Source organism: Cupriavidus sp. GA3-3, from assembly GCF_000389805.1.
GTDB classification, from domain to species: domain Bacteria; phylum Pseudomonadota; class Gammaproteobacteria; order Burkholderiales; family Burkholderiaceae; genus Cupriavidus; species Cupriavidus necator_D.
Genome location: NZ_KB944465.1, coordinates 85,313 through 105,983, shown reverse-complemented (window position 1 = coordinate 105,983; position 20,671 = coordinate 85,313). Strand labels below are relative to the sequence as shown.

Here is a 20,671-nt window from a genome sequence, read left to right as displayed (position 1 = left end):
ACCAGCGTCGCGCCCTCTTCCACGCCCTTGGCGATATAGCCCTCCACCTTCGCCTTGTGCGCAGCGGTTACCAGCGGACCCATTTCGGCGTCGGACTCCATGCCGTTGCGGATCTTCAGCGAGCTCGCACGTTCGGCGAGGCGCGGCACGAGCTTGTCAGCGACATCGCCCACGGCCACGGCGACCGAGATCGCCATGCAGCGTTCGCCGGCAGAACCATACGCGGCACCGATCAGCGCATCGACCGCCTGGTCGAGATCGGCATCGGGCATCACCACCAGGTGGTTCTTGGCGCCGCCCAATGCCTGCACGCGCTTGCCGTGCCTGGTCCCTTCCGTGTAGATGTACTCGGCGATCGGCGTCGAGCCGACGAACGACAGCGCCTGCACATCCGGATGCGCAAGCAATGCATCGACGGCTTCCTTGTCGCCCTGCACGACATTGAACACGCCATCGGGCAAACCAGCCTGGCGCAGCAGGTCGGCAATCAGCAGGCTCGGCGACGGATCACGTTCCGACGGCTTCAGCACGAAGGTATTGCCGCACGCCAGCGCCACCGGGAACATCCACATCGGCACCATCACCGGGAAGTTGAACGGCGTGATGCCGGCCACCACGCCCAGCGGCTGGCGCAGGTTCCAGTTATCGATGCCGCCGCCGATGTTGTCGGTGAAATCGGTCTTGAGCAGGTTGGGGATGCCGCAGGCGAATTCCACCACCTCGATGCCGCGCGTGACTTCGCCCCTGGCGTCCGAGAACACCTTGCCGTGCTCGCGCGTGATCAGCGCGGCCAGGTCGTCGTGGTGCTGGTCGAGCAGTTCCTTGAACTTGAACAGGATGCGCGCGCGGCGCAGCGGCGGGGTGTCGGCCCAGGCGGGGAATGCCGCATGGGCGGCGGCAACGGCGTCGGCCACGTCCTGCGTGGTGCCGAGCGCCACGCGTGCTGCGACTTCGCCGGTGGCGGGGTTGAACACGTCCGCCAGGCGCTGGCCGCCGGCGCGGCGCACAGCGCCGCCGATGAAATGGTGGATCTCGGCCAGTTGCCGGTTTTCTGCGATGCTCACTTGGGATTTCCTTCGATAGCCGCGGCACGCAAGTCAGCGCGCCCCCGGCATGCAATCAGGGAGGCCGGACCCGCAGGTCCGGCGGCAATGCGATGCGGCGCGCGCCGCTTACTTGATGTCCTGCAGCGCCTTCTTCACCGTATCGAACAGTTCCCCGATCTGGGCTTCAGAGATGATCAGCGGCGGCGAGAACGCCAGGATGTCGCCGGTGTAGCGCACCAGCACGCCGAGTTCCAGGCACTTCAGGAAGGCCTCATACGCGCGCGCGCCGGGCTGGCCGGGACGCGGCTCCAGCTCGATGCCGGCGACCAGGCCATAGTTGCGGATGTCCTTCACGTGCGGCGCGCCGCGTACGCCGTGCACCGCGGCTTCGAACACCGGCGCCAGTTCGGCGGCGCGGCCGAACAGGTTTTCGCGCTGGTACAAGTCGAGGGTGGCAATGGCGGCAGCCGCGGCCAGCGGGTGGCCGGAGTAGGTGTAGCCATGCAGCAGCTCGATCGCGCCCGGCGCAGCCGAATTGACCACGGTGTCATGCACTTCGCGGCGCACGGCGACGGCGCCCATCGGCACCGCGGCGTTGTTGATCGCCTTGGCCATGGTGATCAGGTCCGGCGTGACCTTGAAGCGCTCGGCCGCGGTGGCGGCGCCGAGGCGGCCGAAGGCGGTGATGACCTCGTCGAAGATCAACAGGATGCCGTGCTTGCTGGTGATTTCACGCAGCTTTTCCAGGTAGCCGACCGGCGGCACCAGCACGCCGGCGGAGCCGGCCAGCGGCTCGACGATCACGGCGGCAACGTTGGACGGGTCGTGCAGCGCGAGGATGCGCTCCAGCTCATCGGCCAGGTGCGCGCCCCATTGCGGCTGGCCCTTGGAGAAGGCGGCCTCGGCGATATTCAGCGTGGCCGGCAGGTGGTCGGTGCCCGGCATCAGGTTGGCCGAGAACGCCTTGCGGTTGGGGCCGATGCCGCCCACAGCCATGCCGCCGAAGCCCACGCCGTGATAGCCGCGCTCGCGCCCGATAAAGCGCGTGCGCTGGCCTTCGCCGCGTGCACGATGGTAGGCCAGCGCGATCTTCAGCGCGGTGTCGACCGACTCCGAGCCAGAGTTGGTGAAGAAGATGCGGTCGAGCCCCTGCGGCATGATCGCGGCCACCTTGGTGGCGGCCTCGAACGACAGCGGATGGCCCATCTGGAACGGCGGCGCATAGTCCAGCGTGGCGGCCTGGCGCGCTACCGCCTCGGCGATTTCCGTGCGGCAGTGGCCGGCAGCCACGCACCACAGGCCGGCGCAACCGTCCAGGATCTGGCGGCCGTCGTGGGTGGTGTAGTACATGCCGCTGGCCGACGCCAGCAGGCGCGGCGCCGCCTTGTACTGGCGGTTGGCGGTGAAGGGCATCCACAGGGCATCGAGATCGGGAATCACGGTCTTGGCGGCGTCCATACGTCCTCCTAAGGGGGAATCGGGTCGGATTGGCTGGTGGCACGCTGACTGGCAGCGCGGCGGCAATGAGGGCCACTCTACCGGCGGCGTCTGGCCGACAAAATATACAGTCCGGACAAGATTGCCTTACCGTGCAGTTTGAACACGCCAAACCGTACAGGCAAGCGTCATCGGGGTGCCGCCAGCCCGCCGCTGTGCCACGACCGCTCTGGACCGCGGTACGCCGTCCCACGCTGCACTGCGGCAAATTTCGCTTTGCGGAAGACCACCGCATCCTGGCCTGCCTCCAGCCGCTAAACTGTACAGGTTCACGCCTGCCCGAGTGCCTGATGCTGACCCTGAACCTGACCCGCACCCGCCGCGACGGCGACACCCTGACCGAGCAGATCGTCGCCGGCATCGCCGCACTGGTCGAGCAGCGCGCGCTGCGCGCCGGCACCGCCCTGCCCTCGGTGCGCCGCTTTGCGCAGCACCACCATGTCAGCACCTTCACCGTGGCCGAGGCCTACGGCCGGCTGACGGCGCTGGGCTACCTGGCGGCGCGCCCGGGCTCGGGCTATACGGTTGCACATCGCCATGCCCCGGCTGGGCACGCGCGCGCGCCGCAATGGGAGGCGCCGGGACTGAACGCAGCGTGGCTGCTGTCGGATGTGTTCGCCGACCACTCGGTGCCGATCAAAGCCGGCGCCGGCTGGCTGCCCGGCGACTGGCTCAACGAGGAAGGGCTGCACCAGGCCATGCGCGCCTCGGCGCGGGTGCCGGCGGCGCAGCTGTCGGGCTACGGCCATCCGTATGGCTTTGCTCCGCTGCGCGAGCATATCGCCGCCGGCCTGGGCCAGTACGGCATCCCGCTGCAGGCGCAGCAGGTAGTACTGACGCAGGGCGCCACGCAGGCGCTGGACCTGGTGGTGCGCACACTGCTGCGTGCCGGCGACAGGGTGCTGGTGGAATCGCCCTGCTACTGCAACCTCTTGCAGATCCTGCGGCTGGCGGGGCTGCGCGTGGTGGGCGTGCCGCGCTCGGCGGCGGGGCTGGATACCGACGCGCTGGACGATGCCATCCGCGCCCATGCCCCGCGCGCGCTCTTTATCAATACCGTGCTGCAGAACCCGACCGGCGCCAGCCTGAGCAGCATGAACGCCTTCCGCGTGCTGCAGCTGGCCGAGCAGCACCGGCTGCTGGTGGTCGAGGACGATATCTACCGCGAGCTGGCGCCGGCCGGCTCGCCGATGCTGGCGGCCATGGACGGGCTGTCGCAGGTGGTCTACATCAATGGTTTTTCCAAGACCATCACGCCGTCGCTGCGTGTCGGCTATCTGGCCGCCAGCCCCGACCTGGCCAAGGCCTTCGCGCGCACCAAGATGGCGGTCGGCCTGACCTCATCGGAAGTCACCGAGCGGCTGGTCTACTCGGTGCTGACCAGCGGCCACTACGGCCGCCATGTGGCGGCGCTGGCCGAGCGGCTGCGTGCGCAGCAGGATCGCGTGACGGAAAAGATGGAAGCCCACGGGCTGGAAGTGCTGCTGCGCCCCGAGGGCGGGATGTTCGCCTGGGCGCGCCTGACCGAGGCGGCGCAGGCGCGGCTGCAGGCCAGCCGCCGCGGCGGGCCGCTGCACGGCAACCGCCTCGCCACGCTGGCGCTGGAGCATGGCATCTGGCTCGCGCCAGGGTCGTATTTCGAGCCGGACGAGACCGATTCGCCATGGATCCGCTTCAACGTGGCCACCGGCGATGCGCCACAGCTGTGGCAGTTCTTCGACCGCCTGGCGCAGGCGCCGCGCGCGGCGTAGCACCCGGGCAGCATGGAGCGGTCAGCTCCAGAGGCGCTCGACGAGCCAGCCCGCGGTGGCGCAGAGTCCCAGCCAGGCGGTCAGGCAGATAGCGATAAAGCGATAACTCATCTTGGAATGGACAACAAAGTCGTGGAGGCAGTGTGAATTTTTCGCTAAATCATACATCCATTCATGAATGTATGTAAGGACAGCATGGATTCCCGGCTGGCAGCCAGGGTCTATTTGTACCGCAGGGAGCACACAAAGTACGCGCCAGCTGTCCCTGCAGCCGTCAGGGACGCGGCCGCCGAAGCGCCGGGGCTCTGCTACCCTTGTGCCTGCATTGCCCCACACGGGGTGACGATTTCAGCTCTCAGCGCAGCAAAACCAGACCATGCATAGCCACGACCTGTCCGCCTGGACCCACAGCCACGCCTTCGACGCCGGCAACCGCGCCGCCGAACGCGGCACACGCCTGGTGATGGCGATCACCGCCGCCACTATGGTGGTAGAGATCGCTGCCGGCCTTTGGTTCAACTCGATGGCGCTGCTGGCCGATGGCTGGCACATGAGCTCGCACGCGCTGGCCATCGGCCTGTCGGCCTTCGCTTACGCCGCCGCGCGCCGCTACGCCGGCGACCGGCGCTTTGCCTTCGGCACGTGGAAGATCGAGGTGCTGGCCGGCTTTGCCAGCGCGGTGTTCCTGCTTGGCATCGCGGCGCTGATGGCGGCCGGCTCGGTCGAGCGGCTGCTCAGCCCGCAGGACATCCACTACCGCGAGGCCATGGCCGTGACCGCGCTCGGCCTGCTGGTCAACCTGGGCTGCGCGCTGATCCTGGGCGGCCATGCGCACGGACACGACCACGGGCACGACCATGGCCACCATCACCACGGCCACGACCATGATCACGGCCACAGCCACCACCACGACATCAACCTGCGCGCCGCCTACATGCATGTGCTGGCCGACGCCGCGACCTCGGTGCTGGCGCTGGTCGCGCTGGCCGGCGGCTGGTGGCTGGGCTGGGCGTGGCTGGATCCGGTGATGGGTCTGGTGGGCGCCGCGCTGGTCGGCAGGTGGGCCGTCTGCCTCCTGCGCCAGAGCGGCGCCGTGCTGCTGGACCGCGAGATGGACCACCCGGTGGTGGAAGAAGTGCGCGAGGTGCTGGCGGGCCTGGACCCTGCCGACGCCAACGGCGAGAAGCGCACCAGTGTGACCGACCTGCATGTCTGGCGCGTGGGTCGGCAGCAGTTTGCCTGCATCGCCTGCCTGGTCACGCACGATCCGGCGCTGACCCCGCAGCGCGTGCGCGAGGCGCTATCCGTGCATGAGGAACTGGTGCACGTGACGGTGGAGATCAGCCGCTGCGAGGGCGCGCACTGAGGCGTGCCAGCGGTGCTTGCGGGTTCAGTCCAACTCGCACCACATGCATAGCGGCGGCGTATCGGTATGGCGGTGGAATTCGCTCGATGACATGACCTCGGCCGGCAGCTTCGCGGCCGGCACCAGCGTAAAACCGTAACGCGAGAAATAGCTCGGGCAGCTTGAGGCCAGCAGCACCGCGCGCCGCGCGCCGTTGGCGCGTGCGCGCATCAGCGCGGCGCGCACCACATGCGTGGCCACGCCCTGGTCGCGGTGTTCCGGCAATACGGCAACGCTGCGGATCACCACGGTCTCGCCGAAACGCTCGCCGGCAGCGCAAGCAATGATCTGCGATCCAAGGATGGCGACGTGGAAGTGCTCGAGCAAGCGGGCCACATCGTCCACGGGCAGGCCGCAGCGTTCCAGCACGCTGCCCACGGCTGGCGCGTCCGAGGGCATGGCCGCCCGGATCCGCAAGTCCTTGATCATCTGGAGCCTCTCTTTCTCACATCACCTCGCGACGGGGACACCATGGAAGCCCGGACATGGTTGTGCCGCCATCCGGCGGCACGGGTTGCACGCAGGCCATGTGGCCTGGCAGGCAACATTACCCGATTCAGTGGCGTTGTTCTATTGGGGAAGTAACGGAACAGAGGTGTCCGAAATGGCCCTCGCGATCACGGCAACTACGCGCACCACGACATGGCTGCCGTGCATGAAAGGTCCCTGTGACACGCGTATGAAAATGGGGGAAATTGCGCGGGCGCACGCAAGACTGCCCGGCAACTTGTGCCGGGCAAAGAAAACTGGAGGCGGGGATACGGAATCGAACCGTCGTATACGGCTTTGCAGGCCGTTGCATCACCACTCTGCCACCCCGCCGCTGACGCCGCGTCTGTGCGACGCTACGTGCTGCGGGCCGCAGTGTAGCGGGAAATGGAAATCTTTGCAGGAGACGGCAAGGCTAGCCGATGCCGCCCATCGCGGACTGGATGTAGTTCTGCAACCCGACCTTGTTCACCAGTTCCAGCTGCGCCTCGAGCCAGTCGATATGTTCCTCGGTGTCGGCAAGGATATCGACCACGATCTCGCGCGAAACATAATCGCCGACTGACTCGAAGAACTTGATCGCTTCCTTGCAGCTGGCCTGCGACACCTGTTCGAGCTTCAGGTCGCAGCCGAGCATCTCCTCGGTGTTCTCGCCGAGCAGCAGCTTGTCCAGGTCCTGCAGGTTGGGCAGGCCATCGAGCAGCAGGATGCGCTCGATCAGCTTGTCCGCGTGCTTCATTTCCTCGATCGATTCCTCGTACTCGTGCTTGCCCAGCGCACCGAGCCCCCAATGCCGGTACATGCGGGCATGCAGGAAATACTGGTTGATCGCAGTCAACTCATGGCGTAGCTGGCCATTGAGCAACTGGATCACCTTTTTGTCGCTTTTCATGACTGCCCCCAACGCCCCCTCAAAACCGATGGACCCACTCTCATTTTCGTAATCACGAAAACCCCGCAGTGATTATCCCGCCGCGAACTTCATGGTAGTCCGGCAAGAGCGGACATCAAGCAGATTCGGCCTCGCCGCCGCATTTTCGCCGGGTTTTCACGCGCCATTGCGGATGCGAATACCAATGGTTTCCATTCGGTTTTCAAAAGCGCTTCGCTCGGCATCGTGCAAATAGAAGAGCGGGCGCACACGGCAATTGCCGCGCCGCCCGCCATCGGGAGCCACCCGTGAAAATCAGTCGAGCTTCGCGCCCGAATCCGCCACCAGCGTCTTCAGCACCGGCCAGTCGCGCGCATACAGCGCCTGCGCCTCGGCCGGCGAGCTGCCCACCGTGCGCAGCCCCAGCGCGACCAGTCGCTCCTGCATGTCGGGCGCCTGCAGGATGGCGCGCACTTCGCCTTCAAGCCTGGCGAGAATCGGCGCGGGCACGCCCACCGGCGCCACCAGGCCGATCCAGCCGACGGTCTTGAAGGCGCTGTCCTGCATGCCGGACTCAGCGAAGGTGGGCATGTCAGGCAGCGCGCTGCTGCGCTGCGTGCCGGTCACCGCCAGCGCCTTGAGCTTGCCGCTCTGGATATAGGGCTTGGCGGTCAGGATGCTGGCAAAGCCGAACTGCACCTGCCCGCCCAGCAGGTCCTGCATCATCGGCGCCTCGCCCTTGTAGGGCACGTGCGCGGCCTGGCCATGCACCAGCTTGCTGTAGTAGGCGCCGCTCAGGTGCGACAGCGAACCCACGCCCCACGAGGCATAGCTGAGCTTGCCCGGCCGGCTGCGCGCGTAATCGCCCAGCTCGCGCACGGTGCGCGCCGGCACCGACGGATGGGCCACCAGCACCAGCTGCGCATCGGCCAGCACGCTGATCATGGTCAGGTCCTTGCGCGGGTCGTAGGGCAGTTTCTGGTACAGGAACTGGTTGGTCAGCACCGACTGCGTCAGGGTCATCAACAACGTGTAGCCATCCGGCGCGGCCTTGGCCACGGCGTCGGTGCCGATGATGCCCGAGGCGCCCGCCTTGTTGTCCACCACCACGGGCTGGCCCAGGCGCTTGCTGAGCTTTTCGCCCATGGCACGGGCGATGGTGTCAGTGCCGCCGCCGGCCACATAAGGCACCACGATGCGGATCGGTTTGGCGGGATAGGTCTGTGCCGCGGCGGGCAGGGCCAGGCTGAGCGAAAGCCCGCCAATCAGCCCACCAGCGGCCAGCGCGAGCGATGCGCGTCGGTTCATGTCGTCTCCAGGTCGTCTTTATGGTTTTGGAGGACAACGTTAGCTGGCTTGAGAAATTACGTCCAATGCAATATTTTTCAGTTTTTGATGCAAGAATGATTAATTCATGGGTCTAAGGCAGCTGCATCACTTCGTCACGCTGGTCGAGCAAGGCAGTTTTGCCCGAGCCGCCGGCGCCCTGCACCTGTCGCAGCCGGCGCTCACCCGCAGCATCCAGGCGCTGGAAGCGGACCTGGGGCCGCTGATCGACCGCAGCTACGGCAAGGTGCGGCCAACCGCGGCGGGCATGCTGGCGCTCGAACGCGCGCGCCGCATGCTGCGCGAACAGCGCGAGTTGCGGCGCGACCTGCAACTGCTGGAGGAAGTAGAGATCGGCACGATCCGCGCGGGCTTCGGGCCGTTCGCGGCATCGTTCCTGCTCGATCCCGTGCTCGAGACGCTGGTGCGGCGCTACCCGCATCTGCGCATCGACCTGGAGACCGCGGACACGCCGGCCATGCGGCGTTCGCTCGAAGCGGAACGCCTCGATGTCTTTGTAGGCGAAAGCCGCAGCCTGGCGGAACTGGGACACCTGCAGATTGACCGGCTGCCGGCACTGGAAACGGCATTCTTCGTGCGCAGCGGGCACCCGCTGGCGCGGCAGCGCGAAGTCACCCTGGCCGAGCTGCGCGCCTATCCGGTGGCAGGGACGCGGCTGCCGGCGCATATCCTGCGCTTCTTCCGGCAGGCACTGCATCAAGCCAGCGGTGGCAGCGGCCCGGTTTCCGAGGACGCGCCCGGGCTGATGACCGTCACCTGCAACGACATGCACGCGCTGCGCTCGCTGCTGCTGGCCGTCGATGCCGTGGCGCTGGTACCCGTGGCGATGATGGCCGAGGCCTGCGCGCAAGGCTTGGCCGTGGCCCTGCCGATGCACCCGCCAACCGAGCTGAGGGCGCAGTATGGGATCGTGTCGCTGGCCGGGCGCTCACCGTCGCCGGCCATGCGCGTCTTCGCGGCGCTGGTGCATGAAGCAGTGGCGCAAGCCGGCGGCGGTGCCGCGCTGTAGGCCCAGGTCATGGCCCGGGAGTTGGGGATTCAGCCAGCAGCGACCGCGGGCTGCACAGCTTCGACACGCGACGGCAGGTGCGCGGCCAGCCGGCGGCGCGAGCGCTCAGGGTTGACCACGTACAGCCCGGCCAGCGCCACCAGCACGCCGGCCAGCGACGACACCGATGCGTCGATGGCGAGGATCGCACCGCGCTATTCGCGTGGCCTGCGCACCACGCTGCTGCTGGAAGCCGGCCGCCGGCTGCTGCGCGAGCGCACGCTGGAACAGGTCTCGATCCAGGAAATCTGCGCGCAGGCCGGCGTCACGACCGGCGCGTTCTACAGCCGCTTCGAAGGCAAGGATAGCTATTTCAGGGCGCTGCAAGCCCTGGTGCTGGCCACGCTGCGCAAGGGCATGGCCGAGCCGCTTGCGCAACTCCACCCGGCGGGCGCCTCGCCGGAACTGGAACTGCGCATCCGCTTTGCGCACCAGGCGCTGGCCGGCACGCTGCTGTACGCGCTGATCAACCGCGACAGCACCTTTGCGCTGTCGGACCGGCGGCTGGATATGGAGATGGCACGGGCGTTCCTGCTGTACGTGGCATAGCCACGCGCCGCCAATGCCAAGAGGCCCCGCGGGGCCTCTTGGTTCTTCCAGCAAGCGCAGCGGGGCTGCCCGCGCCTTACTCCACCGTCACTGACTTCGCCAGGTTACGCGGCTTGTCCACGTCGGTGCCACGCGCGCAGGCCGTGTGGTAGGCCAGCAGCTGCAGCGGCACCACGTGCAGGATCGGCGAGAGATCGCCGTAGTGCTCGGGCAGGCGGATCACCTGGATGCCGTCGGACGACTGGATCTGGGTGTCGCTGTCGGCAAACACGTACAGGCGGCCACCGCGGGCGCGCACTTCCTGGATGTTGGACTTGAGTTTTTCCAGCAGTGCGTCGTTGGGGGCGACGGTGACCACCGGCATGGCTTCGGTGACCAGTGCCAGCGGGCCGTGCTTGAGCTCGCCCGCCGGGTAGGCCTCGGCATGGATATAGGAGATTTCCTTGAGCTTGAGCGCGCCTTCCAGGGCGATCGGGTAATGCAGTCCGCGGCCGAGGAACAATGCGTTCTCGCGGCGCGCGAAGTCTTCCGACCAGGCGATGATCTGCGGCTCCAGCGCCAGCACGCCATGCAGCGCGGCGGGCAGGTGGCGCAGGTTGGTCAGGGCCTTGGCCTCGGCGTCTTCGGTCAGCAGGCCGCGCACCTTGGCCAGCGCCAGCGTCAGCATGTAGAGCGCGGCCAGCTGCGTGGTGAAGGCCTTGGTCGAGGCCACGCCGATCTCGGTGCCGGCGCGCGTCAGGAAGCGCAGCTCGGTCTCGCGCACCATGGCGCTGGTGGCCACGTTGCAGACCGCCAGCGTGTGCACGTGGCCAAGCGCGCGCGCATGGCGCAGCGCGGCCATGGTGTCGGCGGTCTCGCCGGACTGCGAGATCACCACCACCAGCGCGCGCGGATTGGGCACGGTCTCGCGGTAGCGGTATTCGCTGGCGACCTCGACCTGGGTCGGGATCCTGGCAATGCTCTCCAGCCAGTATTTGGCGGTGCAGCCGGAGTAGTAGCTGGTGCCGCAGGCCAGGATCAGCACGCTGTCGATGCCGGCAAAGACCTCGGCGGCGCCGCTGCCGAACAGCTCCGGCGAAATGCTTTCAATGCCTTCCAGCGTGTCGCCCAGCGCGCGCGGCTGCTCGAAGATCTCCTTCTGCATGAAGTGGCGGTACGGGCCCAGCTCCACCGACGCGGCGTGCGCTTCGACCACGCGCGCCTCGCGCTCGACCGGATGGTCGTCGACGTCGTGGATGGTCACGCCGTCCAGCGTGAGCTCGACCACATCGCCCTCTTCCAGGTAGATGATGCGGTTGGCGGTGCCGGCCACAGCCAGCGCGTCGGAGGCCAGGAAGGCCTCGTTCTCGCCCAGCGCCACCACCAGCGGCGAACCGGCGCGCGCGCCGACCACGCGGCCGGGCTGGTCCTTGGCGAACACGGCGATGGCGTAGGCGCCGTGCAGGCGCTTGGTCACCGCGCGCACCGAGGCGAACAGGTCGCCGCGCGTGGCACTGCTGGGGTAGGTGTAGGCCTGGTGGATCAGGTGGGCAACCACCTCGGTATCGGTCTGCGATTCAAAGCCGTAGCCGACCGCGCGCAGTTCTTCGCGCAATGGCTCGTAGTTCTCGATGATGCCGTTGTGCACCAGCGCGATGGTCTCGCCCGACAGGTGCGGGTGCGCGTTGACGGTATCGGGCTTGCCATGCGTGGCCCAGCGCGTATGCGCCACGCCGGTGAAGCCGGACAGGCCGGAAGCCTGCGTCTGCGCGTCCAGGTCGGCCACGCGCGACACGGTGCGCGCACGCTCGACCGCATCGTCGCGCACGACGGCGACGCCGCACGAGTCATAGCCGCGATACTCCAGGCGGCGCAGCCCTTCGATCAGGACCGGAACGATATTGCGCGTGGAAACCGCGCCGACGATGCCACACATGCTGAACCCCCGTTTGCTGGCGCCTGCCCGTAGACCTCAGGCGCCGGTATGAATCCTGTGGCGCCGCCTCGCCGAGGCGGCGCGTGCCCTGGCCGCCCGCGGGCGGCCCTCTGACGCTTACTTCTTCGGCTGCTTGACCGGCCGCTGCCAGGCGTCGATGGTCAGCTGCTTGGCCCGCGACAGCGTCAGCTTGTCGGCGGGCGCCTCCTTGGTCAGCGTGGTGCCGGCGCCCAGCGTGGCGCCGCGGCGCACCGTCACCGGGGCCACCAGCTGGGTGTCGGAGCCGATAAAGACATCGTCCTCGATCACCGTGCGGTGCTTGTTCACGCCGTCATAGTTGCAGGTGATGGTACCCGCGCCAATATTGACGCGCGACCCCACCGTGGCATCGCCCACATAAGCCAGGTGGTTGGCCTTGCTGTGCGCGGCCACCTGGGCATTCTTGACCTCGACAAAGTTGCCGATATGCACGTCCTCGCCCAGCTCGGTGCCGGGGCGCAGCCGCGCGTACGGCCCGATGCGCCCGGCGGGGCCAACCCTGGCCTCGTCGATATGGCAGAACGGGTGCACCTGGGCGCCGGCGCCGACGGCGCTGTTGCGGATCACGCAATGGGCGCCGATGCGCACACCGTCTTCCAGGTGCACGCGCCCTTCGAATACGCAGCCGACGTCGATGGTGACGTCGCGCCCGCAGCTCAGTTCGCCGCGCACGTCGATGCGGGCCGGATCCAGCAGCGTCACGCCGGCTTCCAGCAGCCGCCGGGCCTGGTTGCCCTGGTGGATGCGCTCGACCTCGGCCAGCTGCAGCTTGCTGTTGACGCCGAGTGTCTCCCAGATCGCCGCCGGCTGGGCCGAGACGGTTTCCACGCCATCGGCCACGGCGCGCTCGACCGTGTCGGTCAGGTAGTACTCGCCCTGGGCATTGTCGTTGCGCAGCGTCGACAGCCACTTGCGCAGGTGGCCGGTGGGGCACACGATAATGCCGGTGTTGATCTCGCGGATTGCCTTCTCGGCCTCGCTGGCGTCCTTCTGCTCGACAATGCGGACGATGCTGCCCGCGGCATCGCGCACGATGCGGCCATAGCCGGTCGGGTCAGGCATTTCCACGGTCAGCACGCCAAAGCGCTGGGTGCCGGCTTCGGCCACGAGTGCCTGGAGCGTGGCAGCGCTGGTGAGCGGCACGTCACCATACAGAACCAACGTGGGCTGGCTGTCGTCCAACAAGGGAAGTGCCTGCATCACCGCATGGCCCGTGCCCAGCTGCTGGGGCTGTTCGGCAAAGGCGACATCGTCGGCGGCAACGGCCTCGCGCACGTGCCCGGCACCGTGGCCGACCACGACCACCAGCCGCGACGGCGACAGCGCACGTGCGGTGTCCAGGACATGCGCGAGCATGGGCCGCCCGGCTACCGGGTGCAGTACCTTGGGCAAATCGGAATACATCCGCTTGCCCATGCCCGCGGCGAGAATGACGATATTCACAAGGAGACCCCTAAGTGAGTGTGTCCGAAAATATTCTTGAAAACGCCAGCCGGGTGTTTGGCGGACTGCGCCGCCAGGCTTGGCGAAAACCTGCAGCCAGGCCTGCGCATAATCCCGCAAACCCTTGCCAGGACTTGGCTGGCAGTCATCTGGGTGGCCCGGTTGCGATGCGCGCCGATTTTAACATGGCGGTTTCTGCGCATCAGACCGTCGTTTCCGAATTTCACAATTGCTGGGCCCGGCGGATTTTCGCGATTCTGGGCGCGGCGGCCTTGTGCGCCTGCAGCGCCATGAAGCTGGGATACCAGCAGGGTGACCACCTGGCCTACTGGTGGATCGACAACTACGTCGATGTCAGCACGGCCCAGGAACCGCTCACGCGCGAGGCCATTGCACGCTTTTTTGCCTGGCATCGCAAGGCGCAGTTGCCGGAAATCGCCACCTTGCTGCAGCAGGCCAAGGCCGACGTGCGCCAACCGGTGACCCCGGCCACGGTCGAGCACTTCCAGGATGCCTCGCAGCAACTGGCGCGCAAGTCGTTCGAACAGGCGATGCCCGACCTCGCCGACCTGTTGCTGACGCTGACGCCTGAGCAGATCGGCCGCATGGAAAAGAAATTTGCCGAGGGCAATGCCAAGTACCGCAAGAAATTCCTGAATCCAGACCCTGCCGAGCGCGAGGAAGCGCGCTATGACAAGGTGATGGACTACGCGAGGCTGGTCTACGGCAACTTCTCCAGCGATCAGGAAAAGGCCATCCGCGCCAGGATGGGCCCGGTGGTGCAGAATGCCGAGGCGCGCTACGCCGAGCGCGTCGCCCGGCAGCAGGAATGGCTCAGGATGGTGCGCTACGTGCAGGCCACGCAGCCGCCCAAGGCGCAGGTGATAGACGTGCTGCGCCGCTTCCGCGAATACTGGCAGAACCCGCCAGCCAAGCATGCCGCCAGCCACGAGGCCAGCATCAATGCGGGCATCGCGCTGACCGTGGCCATCGCCAACATGACCACGCCGCAGCAGAAAGCGCATGCGCAAGACCGGTTCCAGAAATGGATCGACGACACGCATGCGCTGATACGCGAGAAGGCAAACGCCCCGGTGCAGTCGGCGGCGACAAACTGAAGCCCTGCCCAAAACGAAGCACGCCCGCGCAAGCGGGCGTTTTTCCATGCGGCGGGCGCTGGCGCTACTGCGTGCCGGCCTGCTCCGCCGCCGGTGCCGCAGCAGCCGCGGGCGGGCGCTCGAAGCGCACGAACTCCATCCGGTTCTCTTCCACGTTGCCGGCAAACATCAGCGGCTGCTGCTGGAAGGTGGTTTCGCCGAACAGTGACGCCTCATCCACCTTGGCCAGGCCGGTGGCCAGCCCGGTGAACGGGAACAGGTCGATATCGGCCAGGTGCGACGGCACCACGTTGCGCAGCGCCGAGAAGATATTGTCGATACGGCCCGGGTTCTGGCGCTCCCAGTCCTGCAGCATCTCGCTGACCTTCTTGCGCTGCAGGTTTTCCTGCGAGCCGCACAGGTTGCACGGGATGATCGGGAATTCCATGGCGCGCGCGTACGACGCGATGTCCTTCTCCGAGCAATACGCCAGCGGGCGGATCACGATGTGCTGGCCGTCGTCGGTCGACAGCTTGGGCGGCATCGCCTTCATCTTGCCGCCGAAGAACATGTTCAGGAAGAAGGTCTGGACGATGTCGTCGCGGTGGTGGCCCAGCGCGATCTTGTTGGCGCCCAGCTCCTTGGCGGTGCGGTAGATCACGCCGCGGCGCAGGCGCGAGCACAGCGAGCAGGTGGTCTTGCCCTCGGGCACCTTCTCCTTGACGATCGAGTAGGTATCCGCCTCGACGATCACATATTCCACGCCGACCGACTTCAGGTACTCCGGCAGGATGTGTTCCGGGAAGCCGGGCTGCTTCTGGTCCAGGTTCATCGCGATCAGCTTGAACTTGATCGGCGCGCGCTTCTGCAGCGCCATCAGGACCGACAGCATGGTGTACGAGTCCTTGCCGCCACTCATGCAGACCAGCACGGTGTCGCCGTCCTCGATCATGCCGAAGTCGCCGATGGCCTTGCCGGTTTGCGATTGCAGCCTCGTCTCGAGGCGGTAGAAGTTGTTAGAGTGGCTCATGGAGCATCCTGTTGCGTGGCGCCCGCCGGATGGAATGGCCGGCGCGGCGCGAAGGGGCAACATTTTACTTTAGGCGCCCGCACGGTGCTGGCGCCAGTGGAACCGCGACTCAGGCCTGCTTGATATGGAAGACCTCGACGCCGACCGAATCGCAGTCCGGGTACACGTCGGGCTTCTCGGTCGAGACACGCACCGCGCGCACCTTGGGATGCTTCAGCATGGCGCGCGCGACGTCGTCGCACAAGGTTTCCTGCAGGTGCACGTGGCCCTGCGCCATGCGCTCGGCCACGGTGTTGCGCATGAAGTCGTAGTCGACCACTTCGTCGAGCTTGTCGGCCTGCGGGGTGCTCTGCGCCAGCGGCACGAACAGGTCGATATTGATCAGCACCCGCTGTTCGCCCTTCTTCTCGAATTCGTGCACGCCGATATTGATCTGCACTTCGTAGTTGCGCAGGAACATGCGTCGGCAGTCTTGCAGGCTGGGGTGGGAAAGGGCGGCGAGCATGGTCATGAGCGGGCTGCTGAGGGGGAAAAGGAAGCCGCGCCCGGCGGGCGCGGCACATCAGGCACTACGGTATTCGGTTGCTGGCTTCCAGCTTACTCGGTCAGGAACATCACGTCGCGCGCCAGCGGCATCAGGTGCTGGCCGCCGTCCACATACAGCGTGGTGCCGGTCACGGCGCGCGCCTGCGCCAGGTAGGCCACCGCCTGGGCGATGTCCTCGGGCGTGGATGACTGGCCCAGCGGCGTCACCCGGTGCGCGCGGCGGAAGCTCTGCTCGGACTGCTCGCCCGACACCAGCGTGATACCCGGGGCCACGCCCACCACGCGCAGGCGCGGCGCCAGCGCCTGGGCCAGCTGCACCGTGGCGGTCTGCAGCGCGGCCTTGGACAGCGTGTAGGACAGGAAGTCCGGATTCAGGTTATCCAGCTTCTGGTCCAGCAGGTTGATCACCACCCCGCGCGGTTCGGCGGCCTTGTCCTTGCCGGCGGCGGCGCCCAGCGCCTTGTGCAGTTCCCGCGCCAGCAGCAGCGGCGCGGCGACGTTGGTGCGCATATGCGTATCCAGCGACGCATATGAGAAGCTGGTCGCCACGTCGTACTGGAACAGCGAAGCGTTGTTGACCAGGCAAGCGGGCACGCCCAGCACGGCGGTGCAGTCGGCCACCAGGCGGCCGGTGGCGGCCTCGTCGGCCAGGTCGGCGCGCAGCACCGCGGCACGGCGGCCCAGCGCGCGGATCTGCGTGGCCAGGGCCTCGGCCTCGTCCACCGAGCGATGGCAGTGCACGGCCACGTCCCAGCCCTGCGCCGCCAGTTCAAGCGCGATGGCGCGGCCCAGGCGGCGCGCGCCGCCGGTCACCAGCGCCACGCCGCGGGCGGTGGCGCGCTGGCTACCAGTCTGGCTATGGGTCTGGTCAGCGGTCTGGCTGGCAGGAGTCTTGGATGCGGGCATTGCTACAATCGCAGGATGCAGAAAGCCGCTAGTTTACCCCTTCCCCCCGCCGACGCGCAGGCCGCGTCCGATACCCTTACGGCCCGCATTGGCGAATCCATCGATGCGGCCGGCGGCTGGATCGGCTTTGACCGCTATATGGCGCTGGCACTGTACGCGCCCGGCCTGGGCTATTACAGCGGCGGTTCGGCCAAGTTCGGGCGCGATGCCCGCGACGGCAGCGACTTCATCACCGCCCCGGAACTGAGCCCCTTCTTCGCGCGCACGCTGGCGCGCCAGTTCGCGCCGCTGATGGCACAGGGATTGCCGCGCATGCTGGAATTCGGCGCCGGCACCGGCCGGCTGGCGGCGGACCTGCTGCTGGGGCTGGAGCAGGAAGGCCAGTTGCCGGACACGTACGCCATCGTCGAGCTGTCGGGCGAACTGCGTGCGCGCCAGCAGGCCACGCTGGCGCAGCGCGCGCCGCACCTGGCGGACCGCGTCACCTGGCTCGATACGCTGCCGGCCAGCTTTGAAGGCGTGATCGTCGGCAATGAAGTGCTGGATGCGATGCCGGTGCAGCTCTACGCACGCAGCGGCGGCCGCTGGCATGAGCGCGGCGTAGTGCACAGCGTAGCGCGCAGCGACGATGCCGCCCCCGCCTTCCGCTTCGAGGACCGCCCGCTGGCCGATGCCGACATGCCCGAGGCACTGCGCGCCATCCCCGGCGACCACGACCTCGTCACCGAGACCCATGCCGAGGCCGAGGGCTTTATCCGCGCGGTCGGCGCCATGCTGGCGCGCGGCGCGGCCTTCTTTATCGACTACGGCTTCCCGGCGGGCGAGTACTACCACCCGCAGCGCGCCGGCGGCACGCTGATGTGCCACTACCGCCATCATGCGCACCCGGACCCGTTCCTGTACCCGGGCCTGCAGGACATCACCGCGCACGTGAATTTCAGCGGCATTGCGCTCGCCGCGGTGGATGCGGGACTGACCGTGGCGGGCTTTGCCTCGCAGGCGCGCTTCCTGATGAATGCAGGCATCACCGAGCTGCTGATGGCGCTGGACCCGTCCGACGCCCGCGCCTTCCTGCCGCAGGCCAATGCGGTGCAGAAGCTGTTGTCGGAAGCCGAGATGGGCGAGCTGTTCAAGGTGATCGCGCTCACGCGCGGCCTGGACGACAGCGAACCGATGGACGGCTTTACCCGCGGCGACCGCTGCCATACCTTGTAACGGCACCGGAGCCGCCATGCTGCGCTGGACCCTGACCATTTTCCTGAGCGTGATCATCCTGTCCGCGGCGCTGCCATGGCTGCAGAGGATCGGACTGGGACGGCTGCCCGGCGACGTGCGCTTCCGCGTTTTCGGGCGCGAATTCGTGCTTCCGTTTGCGTCGACGATCCTGATTTCGCTGATGGCGCTGGCGATCGGCAAGCTGCTGTAGTTTTCGGAATCCCTTCGACGGCAGCGGCAATTCGGCAAGAGTGCCGAATTCGCGGTGTGCGGCTCGCAATGGGACCGCACGCTGAGCTACAAGGTCCGCTGGTTCGGCACGGCCGACCAGTATGCGCAGCGCTTCGAGAAGGAGTACCGCTACGAGGCGCCATACCAGGCAGCCGGGTCCACCGCCGCGGTGCTGGCCTTCGCCGACGCCTTCGAGCGTGCCGGCTCGTTCGATACGGAGAAGGTCGGCTATGTCCTGGTGGCCGGCCAGCTGGCCATGGCCGGAACGGGTAGCGAACTGGGCCGGGACCCGGAGGTCGGCAGGTTGTTTCTTGGCGCCTGAACCACTGCTGCGGCGCGGTGACGCCTTACAAGGAGATCCAAATGTTCAAGCATCTGCTCGTAGCGGTCGACGGCTCGGACCTGTCCGATACGGCCTACCGCAAAGCCATCGCGCTGGCCAGCTCGATACAGGCCCGCCTTACCGCGATCCAGGTCGTTGCGCACTATGACGTGATGCGCCTGCAGACCGCCATGCTCCAGGAAACCCGGCAACGCTTCATGCAGGAAGCCTACCGGCAGGCCGAGGCCTACCTGGCGACGATCGTGCAGGAGGCTGCCGCGGCCGGCGTGCCCTGCGAAATCGCCTGCCCCACCGGCGACCACATCTTCCAGGCCATCGTCGATGAGGCCGAGGCAAGGAAGTGCGACCTGATCGTGATGGCCTCGCACGGGCGGCGCGGGATGCAGGCGCTGGTGATCGGCAGCGAGACGCAGAAGGTGCTCACGCACACGAAGATCCCGGTGCTGGTCTACCGCTAGTGTCCTGTTCCGCAAATACCTTGCCATGAAATCGCCCAGTTGGCCGCCGTGCGTCGTTGCTCGTCGTTGCCATAGCTACGGCTATGGCGCCTCCTCGCGCCTAGCCTGACAGCCAACTGGACAATTTCACTTTGGCAAGTTATCTGCGGAACAGGACCTAGCGCGCCGGTGCGCCCGGTGCGCTGCGCTCAACCGCCGATGCGCGCCGCCACCGCCGCCACGCGCGCCGCTTGGACACGGTCGCGGATCTGGCCGACGTCATCGCCGCAGGCACGCGCGATAGCGCCGGCGTCGACCGCCGCCGCCGCCTCCAGCGCCGCCAGCAGGCGCGCCGCCTGTGGGTAGGCGCTCGACTCGAAGCCCTTGCGCCCGCGCAGGTCGGCCTCGCAGGCCTGCAGCGCCTCGGCGAAGCGTGCCGGCTTGCGCAGCGCATCGCAGCGCTCGAGCAGGCGCATCACCGCCGCGGCGCTGAACTCTTGCGAACGGTGGATATTGCCGTGCTCGCGCGCCACCACCAGCGCCAGGTCGCGGCATTCATTGGGCACGCGCAGGCGCACGCAGACGTCTTCGAGCAGCTGCGCGCTGCGCGATTCGTGACCGATATGGCGCGGCAGCACGTCCGCGGGCGTGGTGCCCTTACCCAGGTCATGCACCAGCGCGGCAAAGCGCACCGTGAGCGGCGCGCCCATGGCGGCGGCCTGATCGATCACCATCATCACGTGCACGCCGGTATCGATTTCCGGATGGTAATCGGCGCGCTGGGGCACGCCCCACAGCCGCTCCAGCTCGGGCAGCAGCCGCCCCAGCGCGCCGCATTCGCGCAGCACCTCGAACATGCGCGACGGCTTCGCTTCCATCAGCCCGCGCGCCAGCTCCTGCCAGACGCGCTCGGGCACCAGCGCGTCGACCTCGCCCGCGGCGACCATCTCACGCATCAGCCGCATGGTCTCGGCGGCGACGCCGAATTCATGGAAGCGCGCGGCAAAGCGGGCCACGCGCAGGATGCGCACCGGGTCTTCGGCAAAAGCGTCGGAGACATGGCGGAACAGGCGCGCGGCCAGGTCGCGCTGGCCGCCGTGCGGATCGATGACCGGGCCGGTCAGGTTACCGTCGGCATCGACCGCGCGCGCCATCGCGTTGATGGTGAGGTCGCGCCGCACCAGGTCGTCTTCCAGCGTGACATCGGGCTCGCAATAAAAGGCAAAGCCCTTGTAGCCCATCGCCGTCTTGCGTTCGGTGCGGGCCAGCGCGTATTCCTCTTTGGTGCGCGGATGCAGGAACACCGGGAAGTCCTTGCCGACCGGCTTGTAGCCGGCAGCTTCCATCTGCGCCGGGGTCGCGCCCACTACCACGTAGTCGCGGTCCTGGCTGGGCTTGCCCAGCAATTCGTCGCGGATCGCGCCGCCGACGGCATACACCTGCATCGTTCTGGCCTCATCATGGGC

21 protein-coding genes and 1 tRNA gene are annotated in these 20,671 nt (G+C 67.3%); 9 read left to right on the top strand and 13 right to left on the bottom strand.

Features of this window, described 5'->3' with window-relative positions; all coding sequences use genetic code 11:
* On the bottom strand, positions 1–1,064 hold a 1,064-nt coding region (gene mmsA, locus C265_RS06755; RefSeq protein ID WP_010813360.1), incomplete at its 3' end, for a CoA-acylating methylmalonate-semialdehyde dehydrogenase.
* Between the two features lie 108 nt (positions 1,065–1,172).
* Positions 1,173–2,504, bottom strand: coding sequence for an aspartate aminotransferase family protein (locus tag C265_RS06750; RefSeq protein ID WP_010813359.1), 1,332 nt, complete (start codon positions 2,502–2,504; stop codon positions 1,173–1,175).
* Positions 2,505–2,833: 329 nt separating this feature from the next.
* On the opposite strand from C265_RS06750, the gene C265_RS06745 reads away from it, so the two are divergent.
* Both C265_RS06745 and dmeF read left to right on the top strand, forming a co-directional pair.
* Positions 2,834–4,294 (top strand): PLP-dependent aminotransferase family protein, encoded by a 1,461-nt coding sequence (locus C265_RS06745; RefSeq protein WP_010813358.1) that lies wholly within the window; start codon positions 2,834–2,836, stop codon positions 4,292–4,294.
* 376 nt (positions 4,295–4,670) lie between these two features.
* Positions 4,671–5,660, top strand: coding sequence for a CDF family Co(II)/Ni(II) efflux transporter DmeF (dmeF, locus tag C265_RS06740; protein WP_010813357.1), 990 nt, complete (start codon positions 4,671–4,673; stop codon positions 5,658–5,660).
* A gap of 24 nt (positions 5,661–5,684) precedes the next feature.
* On the opposite strand, the gene C265_RS06735 is transcribed toward dmeF, so the two are convergent.
* The 4 genes from C265_RS06735 to C265_RS06720 form a co-directional block, all read right to left on the bottom strand.
* Positions 5,685–6,128, bottom strand: a complete 444-nt coding sequence (locus C265_RS06735) for a GNAT family N-acetyltransferase (RefSeq protein ID WP_010813356.1) — start codon at positions 6,126–6,128, stop codon at positions 5,685–5,687.
* Between the two features lie 318 nt (positions 6,129–6,446).
* Positions 6,447–6,521 (bottom strand) — tRNA-Cys (locus C265_RS06730).
* A gap of 82 nt (positions 6,522–6,603) precedes the next feature.
* Positions 6,604–7,080, bottom strand: coding sequence for a bacterioferritin (gene bfr / locus C265_RS06725; protein ID WP_010813355.1), 477 nt, complete (start codon positions 7,078–7,080; stop codon positions 6,604–6,606).
* A gap of 294 nt (positions 7,081–7,374) precedes the next feature.
* The gene (locus C265_RS06720; protein ID WP_010813354.1) at positions 7,375–8,367 is read right to left on the bottom strand and encodes a tripartite tricarboxylate transporter substrate binding protein; all 993 of its coding nucleotides are present in this window, start codon (positions 8,365–8,367) and stop codon (positions 7,375–7,377) included.
* A gap of 106 nt (positions 8,368–8,473) precedes the next feature.
* Here C265_RS06720 and C265_RS06715 point away from each other — a divergent pair, with 106 nt between their 5' ends.
* Positions 8,474–9,415 carry a LysR family transcriptional regulator gene (locus C265_RS06715; RefSeq protein ID WP_010813353.1) on the top strand — a complete coding sequence of 314 codons (942 nt, stop codon included), beginning with the start codon at positions 8,474–8,476 and terminating at the stop codon, positions 9,413–9,415.
* A gap of 29 nt (positions 9,416–9,444) precedes the next feature.
* On the opposite strand, the gene C265_RS33070 is transcribed toward C265_RS06715, so the two are convergent.
* Positions 9,445–9,579 carry a hypothetical protein gene (locus C265_RS33070; RefSeq protein WP_256375517.1) on the bottom strand — a complete coding sequence of 45 codons (135 nt, stop codon included), beginning with the start codon at positions 9,577–9,579 and terminating at the stop codon, positions 9,445–9,447.
* Positions 9,580–9,589: 10 nt separating this feature from the next.
* Here C265_RS33070 and C265_RS06710 point away from each other — a divergent pair, with 10 nt between their 5' ends.
* Positions 9,590–10,003, top strand: coding sequence for a helix-turn-helix domain-containing protein (locus C265_RS06710; RefSeq protein ID WP_010813352.1), 414 nt, complete (start codon positions 9,590–9,592; stop codon positions 10,001–10,003).
* Between the two features lie 76 nt (positions 10,004–10,079).
* Here the strand turns inward: C265_RS06710 and glmS are convergent, their stop codons facing one another.
* Positions 10,080–11,918, bottom strand: coding sequence for a glutamine--fructose-6-phosphate transaminase (isomerizing) (glmS, locus tag C265_RS06705; protein ID WP_010813351.1), 1,839 nt, complete (start codon positions 11,916–11,918; stop codon positions 10,080–10,082).
* A gap of 117 nt (positions 11,919–12,035) precedes the next feature.
* Positions 12,036–13,400 (bottom strand): bifunctional UDP-N-acetylglucosamine diphosphorylase/glucosamine-1-phosphate N-acetyltransferase GlmU, encoded by a 1,365-nt coding sequence (gene glmU, locus C265_RS06700; RefSeq protein ID WP_010813350.1) that lies wholly within the window; start codon positions 13,398–13,400, stop codon positions 12,036–12,038.
* 290 nt (positions 13,401–13,690) lie between these two features.
* Here glmU and C265_RS06695 point away from each other — a divergent pair, with 290 nt between their 5' ends.
* Positions 13,691–14,518, top strand: coding sequence for a DUF6279 family lipoprotein (locus C265_RS06695; RefSeq protein WP_010813349.1), 828 nt, complete (start codon positions 13,691–13,693; stop codon positions 14,516–14,518).
* A 64-nt stretch (positions 14,519–14,582) separates the two neighbouring features.
* On the opposite strand, the gene ttcA is transcribed toward C265_RS06695, so the two are convergent.
* The 3 genes from ttcA to C265_RS06680 form a co-directional block, all read right to left on the bottom strand.
* On the bottom strand, positions 14,583–15,527 hold the full coding sequence (gene ttcA / locus C265_RS06690) for a tRNA 2-thiocytidine(32) synthetase TtcA (RefSeq protein WP_010813348.1): 945 nt from the start codon (positions 15,525–15,527) through the stop codon (positions 14,583–14,585).
* 109 nt (positions 15,528–15,636) lie between these two features.
* A complete protein-coding gene (locus C265_RS06685) occupies positions 15,637–16,038 on the bottom strand; it encodes a dihydroneopterin aldolase (protein WP_011614433.1) in 402 nt (133 codons plus the stop codon).
* 86 nt (positions 16,039–16,124) lie between these two features.
* Complete coding sequence (locus C265_RS06680) at positions 16,125–16,979, bottom strand: SDR family oxidoreductase (protein WP_010813346.1); 855 nt, start codon at positions 16,977–16,979, stop codon at positions 16,125–16,127.
* 15 nt (positions 16,980–16,994) lie between these two features.
* Here C265_RS06680 and C265_RS06675 point away from each other — a divergent pair, with 15 nt between their 5' ends.
* Genes C265_RS06675 through C265_RS06660 form a run of 4 tightly spaced genes read left to right on the top strand, consistent with a single transcriptional unit; the run spans position 16,995 to position 19,226 of the window.
* Complete coding sequence (locus C265_RS06675; protein ID WP_010813345.1) at positions 16,995–18,194, top strand: class I SAM-dependent methyltransferase; 1,200 nt, start codon at positions 16,995–16,997, stop codon at positions 18,192–18,194.
* A gap of 16 nt (positions 18,195–18,210) precedes the next feature.
* On the top strand, positions 18,211–18,405 hold the full coding sequence (locus tag C265_RS06670; RefSeq protein ID WP_010813344.1) for a DUF2905 domain-containing protein: 195 nt from the start codon (positions 18,211–18,213) through the stop codon (positions 18,403–18,405).
* Between the two features lie 54 nt (positions 18,406–18,459).
* The gene (locus tag C265_RS32770) at positions 18,460–18,747 is read left to right on the top strand and encodes a hypothetical protein (RefSeq protein ID WP_010813343.1); all 288 of its coding nucleotides are present in this window, start codon (positions 18,460–18,462) and stop codon (positions 18,745–18,747) included.
* 41 nt (positions 18,748–18,788) lie between these two features.
* Entirely contained in the window at positions 18,789–19,226 is a 438-nt protein-coding gene (locus C265_RS06660) for a universal stress protein (RefSeq protein WP_010813342.1), read from the top strand.
* Positions 19,227–19,414: 188 nt separating this feature from the next.
* Here the strand turns inward: C265_RS06660 and C265_RS06655 are convergent, their stop codons facing one another.
* Positions 19,415–20,650: a multifunctional CCA addition/repair protein gene (locus C265_RS06655; RefSeq protein WP_010813341.1), complete on the bottom strand. Its 1,236-nt coding sequence runs from the start codon at positions 20,648–20,650 to the stop codon at positions 19,415–19,417.
* Positions 20,651–20,671 lie beyond the last annotated feature (21 nt).